10 protein-coding genes and 1 pseudogene are annotated in these 10,687 nt (G+C 66.1%); 4 read left to right on the top strand and 7 right to left on the bottom strand.

The annotated features are described in order from the left end of the window. Together groL and VNW74_RS12455 are read left to right on the top strand one after the other, a co-directional pair. A partial coding sequence (groL, locus tag VNW74_RS12460; protein WP_325677184.1) for a chaperonin GroEL occupies window positions 1-1,351 on the top strand: 1,351 nt, incomplete at its 5' end. A 138-nt stretch (window positions 1,352-1,489) separates the two neighbouring features. Then, window positions 1,490-1,879 (top strand): heme-binding protein, encoded by a 390-nt coding sequence (locus VNW74_RS12455; protein WP_325677182.1) that lies wholly within the window; start codon window positions 1,490-1,492, stop codon window positions 1,877-1,879. A 166-nt stretch (window positions 1,880-2,045) separates the two neighbouring features. Here VNW74_RS12455 and VNW74_RS12450 read toward each other — a convergent pair whose 3' ends face one another. Continuing rightward, complete coding sequence (locus VNW74_RS12450) at window positions 2,046-3,767, bottom strand: N-acyl-D-amino-acid deacylase family protein (RefSeq protein WP_325677180.1); 1,722 nt, start codon at window positions 3,765-3,767, stop codon at window positions 2,046-2,048. Window positions 3,768-3,839: 72 nt separating this feature from the next. Between VNW74_RS12450 and VNW74_RS12445 the strand changes: the two genes are divergently transcribed. Further along, window positions 3,840-4,355 carry a mycothiol transferase gene (locus VNW74_RS12445; protein WP_325677178.1) on the top strand — a complete coding sequence of 172 codons (516 nt, stop codon included), beginning with the start codon at window positions 3,840-3,842 and terminating at the stop codon, window positions 4,353-4,355. Window positions 4,356-4,374: 19 nt separating this feature from the next. After that, window positions 4,375-5,217, top strand: coding sequence for a hypothetical protein (locus VNW74_RS12440; RefSeq protein ID WP_325677176.1), 843 nt, complete (start codon window positions 4,375-4,377; stop codon window positions 5,215-5,217). Between the two features lie 71 nt (window positions 5,218-5,288). Here VNW74_RS12440 and VNW74_RS12435 read toward each other — a convergent pair whose 3' ends face one another. From VNW74_RS12435 to VNW74_RS12410, 6 genes and pseudogenes are all read right to left on the bottom strand, one after another. Beyond that, window positions 5,289-5,984 carry an anti-sigma factor gene (locus VNW74_RS12435; protein ID WP_325677174.1) on the bottom strand — a complete coding sequence of 232 codons (696 nt, stop codon included), beginning with the start codon at window positions 5,982-5,984 and terminating at the stop codon, window positions 5,289-5,291. Continuing rightward, window positions 5,981-6,541 (bottom strand): sigma-70 family RNA polymerase sigma factor, encoded by a 561-nt coding sequence (locus VNW74_RS12430; RefSeq protein WP_325677172.1) that lies wholly within the window; start codon window positions 6,539-6,541, stop codon window positions 5,981-5,983. Before VNW74_RS12430 ends, VNW74_RS12435 begins: the two co-directional genes overlap by 4 nt. Window positions 6,542-6,560: 19 nt before the next feature. Next, window positions 6,561-7,358 (bottom strand): DUF1295 domain-containing protein, encoded by a 798-nt coding sequence (locus VNW74_RS12425; protein ID WP_325677190.1) that lies wholly within the window; start codon window positions 7,356-7,358, stop codon window positions 6,561-6,563. 2 nt (window positions 7,359-7,360) lie between these two features. Continuing rightward, window positions 7,361-8,638 carry a class I SAM-dependent methyltransferase gene (locus tag VNW74_RS12420; RefSeq protein ID WP_414686665.1) on the bottom strand — a complete coding sequence of 426 codons (1,278 nt, stop codon included), beginning with the start codon at window positions 8,636-8,638 and terminating at the stop codon, window positions 7,361-7,363. Beyond that, a pseudogene (locus tag VNW74_RS12415) lies at window positions 8,630-9,325 on the bottom strand (DUF1365 domain-containing protein); the annotation flags it as partial. The pseudogene VNW74_RS12415 and the gene VNW74_RS12420, both read right to left, overlap by 9 nt. Beyond that, the gene (locus VNW74_RS12410; protein ID WP_325677170.1) at window positions 9,319-10,626 is read right to left on the bottom strand and encodes an NAD(P)/FAD-dependent oxidoreductase; all 1,308 of its coding nucleotides are present in this window, start codon (window positions 10,624-10,626) and stop codon (window positions 9,319-9,321) included. The gene VNW74_RS12410 and the pseudogene VNW74_RS12415, both read right to left, overlap by 7 nt. Between the last annotated feature and the right edge of the window lie 61 nt (window positions 10,627-10,687).

Here is a 10,687-nt window from a genome sequence, read left to right as displayed (position 1 = left end):
CGTGCTGGCCCAGGCGCTGGTCAAGGAAGGTCTGCGCAACGTCGCCGCCGGTGCCAACCCGCTGGCTCTCAAGCGCGGCATCGAGAAGGCCGTCGAGAAGATCACCGAGACCCTGCTGAAGTCGGCCAAGGACGTCGAGACCAAGGAGCAGATCGCTGCCACCGCGGCCATCTCGGCGGGCGACCAGTCGATCGGCGACCTGATCGCCGAGGCGATGGACAAGGTCGGCAACGAGGGCGTCATCACCGTCGAGGAGTCCAACACGTTCGGTCTGCAGCTCGAGCTGACCGAGGGCATGCGGTTCGACAAGGGCTACATCTCGGGTTACTTCGTCACCGACGCCGAACGTCAGGAAGCGGTCCTGGAGGACCCCTACATCCTGCTGGTCAGCTCCAAGGTCTCCACCGTCAAGGACCTGTTGCCGTTGCTGGAGAAGGTCATCCAGGGCGGCAAGCCGCTGCTGATCATCGCCGAGGACGTCGAGGGCGAGGCGCTGTCCACCCTGGTCGTCAACAAGATCCGCGGCACCTTCAAGTCGGTGGCGGTCAAGGCCCCCGGCTTCGGTGACCGGCGCAAGGCGATGCTGCAGGACATGGCCATCCTCACCGGTGGTCAGGTCGTCAGCGAAGAGGTCGGCCTCTCACTCGAGACCGCTGACATCTCGCTGCTGGGCAAGGCCCGCAAGGTGGTCATCACCAAGGACGAGACCACGATCGTCGAGGGTGCCGGTGACACCGACGCCATCGCCGGACGGGTGTCCCAGATCCGCGCCGAGATCGAGAACAGCGACTCCGACTACGACCGCGAGAAGCTGCAGGAGCGCCTGGCCAAGCTGGCCGGCGGTGTTGCGGTGATCAAGGCCGGAGCTGCCACCGAGGTGGAGCTCAAGGAGCGCAAGCACCGCATCGAGGACGCGGTCCGCAACGCCAAGGCGGCCGTCGAAGAGGGCATCGTCGCCGGTGGTGGCGTGGCCCTGCTGCAGGCGGCACCGGCCCTGGACGAGCTCAAGCTCAAGGGCGACGAGGCCACCGGTGCCAACATCGTCAAGGTGGCGCTGGAGGCTCCGCTGAAGCAGATCGCCTTCAACTCCGGGCTGGAGCCCGGCGTTGTCGCCGAGAAGGTCCGCAACGCGAAGGCCGGCACCGGCCTGAACGCCGCGACCGGCGACTACGAGGACCTGCTGAAGGCCGGCGTTGCCGACCCGGTCAAGGTGACCCGTTCGGCGCTGCAGAACGCGGCGTCCATCGCGGGCCTGTTCCTGACCACCGAGGCCGTCGTCGCCGACAAGCCGGAGAAGGCCGCGGCTCCCGCCGGCGACCCGACCGGTGGCATGGGCGGCATGGACTTCTAGTCGGACATTCGATTCGAGTCCGTTTCAACGAAAGGCCCGGTCCCCATGTGGGGCCGGGTTTTTTCGTTTCGTTGTGGGGCTGCTGTACTGAAGGTCCACTTCACGACTATGGGAAAACCGGGGAAAGGGATCGGAGCAATGACAATGTCCGCAACTTCGTTATGGCGCAAGGTGTTTGGCGCGGTTCCCCTTCTTTGCCTCGTCGCGGTGGTCTCCACATCGCCGACGGCGGGCGCTGCGCCCGACCCGTGCACGGCCAGCGGGTTGGCTGCCACCGCCAGCGGAGTGCTGAACGGGGCAAGCGGATACCTGGACGCTCACCCGGATGCCAACAATGTGCTGACCGCCGCCGTCAGCCAACCGCCGGCGGATGCGAAGGCGACTGTGCGCGGCTACTTCGTCAGTCACCCCGGTGAGTTTCTGGACCTGAAGAACATTGCGCAGCCGCTGCTCGACCTGCGCGGCCAGTGCAACACATCCGTGTCGCCGGGCCAGCTAGCAGCACTTTTCGACGCGCTGTCCGGCTGAGGCAGTTGATTCTCCGCCGCGAAGGCGATGTCCAATTTGCCCGCCTTCGAGCGAAAACTCATCTTGCCGTTCAACGGAAATTCGCTCGGAGGTGGGCAAATTGTGTGCCCCCCACCGACACGGGGGCTGATGAGGCGGATGTGACGGCGCAACGCCCTTAGGGCCGCTAGGCGGGAACCGGCTGGCGGCCGCGGACCAGCTTGCCCGGCCGGGCGGCGGTGGGCGCGCCGTTCTCGGCGATCACCTCTCCGGAGACGATCGTCGCCACGTAACCGTCGGCAGTCTGGTCGAGCCGACGCCCACCGGCGGGCAGGTCGTGGGTGATCACCGGCTTGTGCAGCTGCAGCGCCGCATGGTCGATGACGTTGAGGTCGGCTTTGTAGCCCACAGCGATGCAGCCGCGGTCGCCCAGCCCGGCGACGCGGGCCGGCACCGAAGTCAGTTCCCGGATAGCCTCAGCCACCGTGAACCGCCCGGACTTCCGATCGCGCGCCCAGTGCGCCAGGAAGTACGTCGAGTAGCTGGCATCGCAGATCATCCCGTAGTGCGCGCCGCCGTCGCCGAGCCCGAGTACGACGTCGTCACGATGGAGGAGTTTGCCGACGGTGTCCAGCGAGTTGTGCTCCAGGTTGCTGGTGGCCACCAGCAACATGGCCCGGCCGTCGTCGTCGAGCAGCCGGTCGTAGGCCTCTTCCATCGGGTTCACCCCGCGGGCTCGGGCCCGGGCCCCGATGCTGGTTGACGGGTCAGGCTCGTAGTCGGGGTTGTCGTCGAGCGGGAAGATCCAGTCCCACATCTGTGTCACGTACAGAATCGGGTGACCGTGGCCGGGCTTGTCGGCGAGTATCCGGGCGCGGACCTCGGGCTTGCGCATCTCGGCCACCCGCTCGGCCAGCGGCAGGTCGGCGATCTCGCGGTAGCTCGGGTAGAGCACGAATGGGTTGGCGGTCAGCTGCAGTCCGATGATCAGCCCGATCGGGCGCGGAAGCAGCTGGGCGGTGACATCGCCGCCTGCCGCGTTCGCCTTTTCGATCATCGTGATGGCGTCCGGCCAGGTCGGGTCGCCGGCGTTGGCGACGACGAGCGTGAAGGTGACCGGTAGCCCGACGTCCTCGGCGACGTCGAAAACCGTCTGCAGCACTGGCTGATAGCCCCCGGACGGAATGTCGGGCACGAACTGCAGCAGACCGCCGCCGCCGTCCACGACACCGCGCGCGATCTCTTCGATCTCCTCGCGGGCCGCGTCGTAGCTCGGAATCGGCGAGCCGCTCTCGGTCTTGTGGATGGTCAGCCGGGACGACGCGAAGCCGAGCGCCCCGACCTCCATCGCCTCCTTGGCCAGTGCTCGCATCTTCGCCAGATCGTCGGCGGTGGCCGGCTGACGGTCGGCGCCGCGCTGACCCATGACGTAGACGCGCAGCGGCGAGTGTGGGAGGTAGGCCGCCACGTCGATATCGCGCTTGCCGGTGTCCAGTGCATCCAGGTATTCGGGGAAGGTTTCCCAGGTCCACGGCAGGCCGTCGGTCATCACGACACCGGGAATGTCTTCAACGCCCGCCATCACGTCGACGAGCACGTCGTGGTCTTCCTGGCGGCACGGCGCGAAGCCCACGCCGCAGTTGCCCATCACCACAGTGGTCACCCCGTGCGCCGAGGACGGGGTAAGGCGCTCCGACCAGATGGACTGGCCGTCGTAGTGGGTGTGCAGATCGACGAAGCCCGGGGTGATCAGCAGCCCGGTCGCGTCGATTTCCCGCGTCGCCGATGCGCCATTGACTGTTCCGACGGCGGCGATGACGCTGTCACGCACCGCGACGTCGCCGACGTACGGTTTGCCTCCGAGCCCGTCGACGATGGTCCCGTTGCGGATGATGAGGTCGTAGGTCATCTAAATAATCTACGACCGCGTCGGTAACTGATGCCAGGATCAATTCCTCGGCGCGGCGGTAGGGTCGCCGGTATGTCGACCGATGCGGCCGTTCAAGAGTTGCTGCGCGACGCGTTCACCCGGTTGATCGAACACGTCGACGAGATCACCGATGGACTCACCGACGAACAGGCCGGTTACCGTCCGAGCCCGAACGCCAACAGCATCGCGTGGTTGATCTGGCACAGCGCGCGGGTGCAAGACATTCAATTGGCCCCGATCGCCGGCATCGAGCAAGTGTGGACCCACGAAGGGTGGGTGGACCGGTTCGGGCTGGAATTGCCGCGCAACGACACCGGCTATGGCCACGGTCCCGAACAGGTGGCCAAGGTGCACGCATCGATCGATCTGCTCACCGGCTACTACCACGCCGTGCACAAGGTGACGCTGGAATTCGTCGCCCGCGTCACCGCCGAGGACTTGGCGCGCATCGTGGACAAGAACTGGGACCCGCCGGTGACCGCAAGCGCCCGACTGGTCAGCATCATCGACGACTGCGCCCAGCATCTCGGTCAGGCCGCCTACCTGCAAGGCATCCTGCCCCAGTGAACTTGACCCTGGCCACAGCGTGCGCTTCGCGGTAACGGTGCTGCTGTGGCTGTTCAGCACTGTGGCGCTGGCGGTTGCCGTGCCGACGGCGTGGGCGCAGACGCATATCGTCGATGCCACCGGGTATGAGGCGATGGCCCGGAAAGCCGCGGCCGATCCGGTGCTGCAGGCCGCGGTGGCATCCGAGCTCGCCACCAGGGCCATGGTGCTCATCGATCAACGTGGCTACAAGGTCGGCTCGGCCCAGGTTCACGATGTAGCCGCCGGCTATGCCTCCGGTCCGGACTTCCCGTCGCAGTTCGCCGATGCCAATCGGCTGGCGCACGGCTGGATGTTCACCGGCACCGCGGCGCGGTCGGAAGGCGACCAGTGGGTCATCGACCTGGCCGGGATGCTCAAAGACAGCGCGTTTGCACCGATGCTGTCGACCTATAACGTGCGGGTGCCGGAGACGGTACGGGTGCCGGTGACGGTATCGACGCCAAAGGTATTGCAGCCCGGCATATTACGTCCGCTGGTCACCTGGGGTCCGTGGGCGAGCATCGCCGCGGCGGTGCTGACCGGGATCTGCGCGCTACTGACATTGGCCGCCGCACGCACCCGTGCCAGGGCGCTGGCCGGCCTAGGCATCTCGGCGCTGCTGGTCGGCGCCGCCGGTTGGGCGGGTATCGAGATCGGCCGCCGCGGTATCAACGATGCGCTGAATGACACCACCGGCGATATTCGGCGTGTCGCTGACGTCATGGTCGGCGAGGCCGAAAGCAGCCTGCACCACTGGCTCGACCTGACCCTGGCCGCGGGCGGAGTGCTGGTCGCGCTCGGCATATTAGCCGCGGTGCTGGGCAGTCTGCGGAAGTCCTAGCCCGCCGACGATGCGGGCCCGTAGGGCCCGAGGAGGAGTCGGGCAATCAGCTCTAGCCCGCCGAGGCCAGGCTAGGTCAATTGCAGCTTGGCAAAGATCTTTCCGGTCGGTTGGGGTGAGCCGTTGCCGGGTTCGACGGTGAACGCCAGCGTGCTGGAATTTCCGAGGTTGGTCAGCATGGCGGTGGTCGACGGCGCGACGGCCGCGGTGTTCATCGTGCCTGCCGAGGTCGGGCCCTTGTCACTGATCAGCCACATTTGATACACGGTGCCCTGCGAGGGTGGGGGGACGTTGTTCATGACCAGCATCCCGGCGTTCATATCCCGTGAGAACACCACCGTGGCCGTCCCGCTGGCCAGCTGGCCGGAGACCGTTCGCACGTCCGGTGCCGCCATGATCTGCTGGGCCATACTCGGCGCGGGTGATGGCCGGAGCGCGATCCCGGCGCCGAAGGCAGCCAATCCCACGACGATCGCCGCCGCTGCAGCCAATAGCGCTGTCCGCCACCGAGACCCACGCGTAGCCTCCGGTTGCACCGCGGCCAGCACCGTCGCGCGAAGATGCGTCGGTGGCTCGGCGGCCGTTGCCGCCGAAACCGCGGTCATCGTCTCGCGGACCGCGCGCACCTCGTCGCGGAAGGCCTCGGCGATCGATGATGGCGCCATGGCGAGCTGCCGCTCGATTGCCGCGTGCTCGGCATCGGATACCGCGTGCAACGCATACGGCGTGGCCAGCTCGAGCAGTTCGAAATCGGTCGGCTCGGTCATGACGCACCCAGGCAATGACGAAGTCCACGTAGCGCGTCGCGCATCCGTGATTTGATCGTCGACAGATTGGCCGACAGCCGTTGTGACACTTCGGCATAGGTCAACCCGCCGTAGTAGGCCATCTCGATGCACTGGCGCTGAATGTCGGTCAGCCCATCAAGGCACTGAGCCACCCGGCGGCGCTCATCGGCGGCGATCGCCGACTCGGCGACGACATCGCCGGGCGGCTCGACGTTGGACGCGCCGTAACGCGATTCTCGCTGAGTGGCCGCTTGCTCGGCACGCACCCGGTCTATGGCGCGCCGGTGCGCCATCGTCATCAGCCAGGACAGGGCGGAGCCCTTCGCCGAGTCGTAGGCTTCCGCGGTCCGCCACACCTCGAGATACACCTCTTGGGTGGTTTCTTCGCTGTAGCCGGAGTCCCGCAGCACGCGAGTCACCAGCCCATATACCCGCGCCCTGGTGTGGTCGTAAAGCGCGGCGAACGCTTCTGCGTCCCGACGCGCCACGCGGTGCAGCAATGCGTCCAGGTCGCGGCCGTGTTGCGGTCTGGTCATCGACCAGTAGCTTAGCGATTCAGCGACGGTGGTCGTCATTTTGCGCCAATCGGGGCGGGCGTGGGACGAAAAACGATGTCCGTGCCTTGTATTCGTCGAAGCCGGGGCGGCCCGCCATGTATTTCTCGGTCAGGCGGGCGCCGCTGACCTGGACCAGGAAGTAGGTCATGAGCAGCGGCGAGAGCACCGTCGTCAGCGACCACCAGCCGGCGATCGAGATCAGCCACAGTCCCCACCACACGCACGCGTCGCCGAAGTAGTTGGGATGCCGCGTCCAGGCCCACATGCCGCGGTCCATCACCACACCGTGGTGCGACGGGTCGGATTTGAATACCCGCAGTTGACGGTCTCCGACGGCTTCGAAGACGACGCCCACCACCCACACCAGCACCCCGCCCAGCGTGGCGGCCAGCCAGCACCGCGGGGTGGGACCGATGACCGCCGAGAGTTGCAGCGGCAACGAGATGAACCAGGTCGCGAACGCCTGCACCAGGAACACCTTGCGGATTACCTGGCCTACGGTGGCGCCACGCAGCAGGTCCGCGTAACGCGGATCCTCGCCCTTGCCCGCCGACCGTCGGTAGATGTGCCAGCTCAGCCGCAGAGCCCACATCGTGACCAGCGTCAGCAGCAGCGACCGGCGGGACGCGTCGCCGTCGCCGAGGATCGCGGCGAGCACCGCGACCACGATGAAACCCAGCCCCCACGCCACGTCGACGACGTTGTATCGGCCGATACGGTTGCCGATGGCGAAGGTGACCGCATGGACCACAAGCAATGCGACAACCGAGGCACCCGAGACGATTGCCAAGTTGATGATCACGGCCTGGCCTCGTTGACGAACGTCCACTGATGGACATTGAGATAACCTGACCGGAATCCGGCCTCCGCATACGACAGGTACAGCTCCCACATCCGACTGAACACCTCGTCGAAGCCAATGTGCGCCAGCGTATTTCGGCGTTGAATGAACCGCTCGCGCCATAGTCGCAGTGTCTCTGCGTAGTGCTGGCGCAGCGAGACTGTGTCCACAAGGCATAACCCTGTCTGGCGTTCGGTGATGTCGAGGATAGCCTTGGTAGACGGAATCAACCCGCCGGGGAAGACGTACTTCTGGATCCAGGTGTGGGTATTGCGGGTCGCCAGCATCCGGTTGTGGGGCATCGTGATCGACTGGATCGCCAGCCTCCCGTTCGGCGTCAGCAGCCGTTCAATGGTGCAGAAGTAATCCGCCCACGCACGAAATCCAATCGCTTCGATCATCTCGACCGATATCACCGCGTCGTAGTTTCCGCCGACGTCGCGGTAGTCGCGCAGATCGACCTGGACGCGATCGGACAGACCGGCGGCCGCGATCCGTTGCCGAGCCAACCACTGCTGGCGCTGCGAGAGTGTGATCGAACGGACGTGTGCTCCGCGTCGCGCCGCGCGGATGGCAAGCTCGCCCCACCCGGTACCGATTTCCAGTAGTCGAGTGCCGGGCCGGACTTCGGCCGCGTCCAACAGCCGGTCGATCTTGCACCGTTGCGCGTCGGCGAGGTCGGGCCAGGACGCCGGCAGCTTCGCGAACATTGCACTGGAGTACGTCATTGTCTCGTCGAGGAATTCCGCGAACAGATCGTTGGACAGGTCATAATGCGCGGCGACATCGCGACGGGCCTGTTCCTGACGGGGCATTGACGAACGTGGTTGGGAAGCGACGGCGATTGGCCGGAGCCACTGCAGCCCTTTCGGCACCAGATCGCCGATGTCGGTCGCCAGCACGGTGAGCACCTCGGTCAGGGCGTCCGATTCCCACTCGCCGGCCATGTAGGACTCGCCGAACCCGATCAGACCGTGGCGTCCGATCCGGCGGCCCAGTCGGTCCGGCTGGTTGATCACCAGCGTTGGTGACGCCGCGTCGCCGGCGCCGATCACGGTGCCGTCGGGGTAGCGGAGTCGCAGCGGCAGCCGGCGAGCGGCACGGTGCAGCAACCGTTTGGCAATGAACGCCGATGCGGCGGCAAGCGGCCCGGACGATACCCGAGCAATCGCGGGCCAGCGCTCCGGATCTATTGTCGCTAAACGCTTGTCGCGGGGTACCGTCGTGCGCGGCACCACCGGTACTCGGCGCAACCACAGCGCGATGCCTTGGATGCGGATACGAAGCGCCACCACCAACGGTGCCAGCGGCGACAGAATCTGCATCCGCACGACGCAGCCCACGGTCGCTGGTCTTCGGTTGCCGCGCAGTGTCGCGACAAACGCCGGCTGACCGTCGCCCTGCAGCGACACCACCACGTCGACTTGCCGGTCCGGGCGCGGTGCTAGCACCTGGTATTGGCCGGCCACCGAGTTGAACGGGGAGACGTAGAACTTCTTGGTGACCAGCACCGGTGTATTGGCCGGCGGCAGTAGGTAAGCGTGGCGTTGCCCGTAGGTGTTGTGCACCTCGACGATTACCCGGCGCAGCGTTCCGCCGCGGTCGTGGCACCAGAAAACGCTGATCGGGTTGAAAACGAAACCGAGTACCCGCGCCTGCAGCAGCGCGGTGATGCGACCGCCGGGCAGGGCCGCGTCGTGTTCGGCCAGGTAGGCGTCGACTCGTTCCCGCAGCGACCCGCCGGGACGGCCGGCAAGATGGTCCCGAGCGTCGAACCGCGCGAACGCCCGCAGCCACCAAGGCAGCGACGGCAGTTCGTCGATGTCGACATACCAGCTGTAGCTGCGGTATTCGAAGAAGTGGTGCACCGGGGCTTCCCGGTTGTGGGTGATCGTGGTGCGGTAAATTGCCGGCGTCAACATGCCAAAACCTCCATCGGCGCTGAACGTGCCGGCCAATCCGCACCCAACCGTCGAGCCGCCCGCAGCCCGGAAGCCGCGCCGTCCTCATGAAACCCCCAGCCGTGGTAGGCGCCGGCGAATACCACTCGGTCATCATCCAGTGTCGGCAATAAGCGTTGCGCGGCAACGGATTCTGGCGTATAGAGCGGATGACTGTAGGTCATTTCGGCGATCACTGATTCCGGGTCGACCCGATCCTGGCCGCCGAGCGTTACCAGGAACCGGCGGTCGGCGTCGATCCGCATCAACCTGCTGACGTCATAGGTGACCAGTACATGGCCGTCGTCCTGCGTGATGAGGTAGTTCCACGATGCGCGGGCACGCCGCTGTCGGGGCAGCACCGACTCATCGGTATGCAGCTGGGCACGGTTGACCGAATACGGAATCGCACCAAGTACGGCCTGCTCCCGCGACGTCGGGTAGTCGAGGAGCAGCAGCGCCTGGTCGGGGTGCACGGCGACCACGGCAGCGTCGAAAAATCGCGGCGCGTGGGCACCGGCCTGTAGAAGCACGCCATCGCGCAGTCGGCGTAGCGAGTGCACCGGCTGACCGACGCAGACTTCGTGCAGCCGGGACGCGATGGCGTGCACATACAGTGCCGAACCTCCACTTACCGTGCGCCATGCCGGTGAGCCGAAGACTGACAGCATGCCGTGGTGGTCGAGAAAGACGAAGAGGTACCGCGCGGGGTAGCGCAGTGCGTCGCTGCTGCCGCAGGACCACACCGCCGCCACCAGCGGTGTGATGAAGTGCTCGACGAAGAACGCCGAAAACCGGTGTCGACAAAGGAATGCCGCCAAGGTCTCCATGTTGTCGGCGTCTTCTTCTGAACCGTCGAGCAGCAGCCGCTTCGCGGCACGGTGGAAGCGGAGGATCTCGGTGAGCATCAGCAGATAGCGGGGTTTGGCCGACTGCCGCGACGCGAAGAGTCCCCGGATGCCGAGTGCTCCCGCGTATTCCAGCCCGGTGTCCTCGGCCCGCACTGACATCGACATCTCCGACTCTTGGGTGGCAACGTCCAACTCGGCGAACAACCGGCACAGCGTCGGGTAGGTGCGATTGTTGTGCACGAGGAACGCTGAGTCGACGCCGATGATTGTGCCGTCGCCGCGGTCGACGAAGTGAGTGTGCGCATGCCCGCCCAGCCGGGTATCGGCCTCATAGAGAGTGACCCGGCCGCGGCTGGACAAGGCATAGGCGGCGGTCAAACCGGCGACACCGCTACCGATAACCGCAATCGACCGTCCAAATGGCTCATGCACGTCGGGTATTCGGAGCCGGAGTCCGAGCGGACGACCGTGACGAAGGCCATCCGCGACGCTC

It is taken from the genome of Mycobacterium sp. (genome assembly GCF_035570115.1).
Lineage (GTDB): Bacteria > Actinomycetota > Actinomycetes > Mycobacteriales > Mycobacteriaceae > Mycobacterium.
The sequence above is the reverse complement of the archived record's forward strand: the minus strand, read 5'-3'. Positions and strand labels throughout refer to the sequence as shown.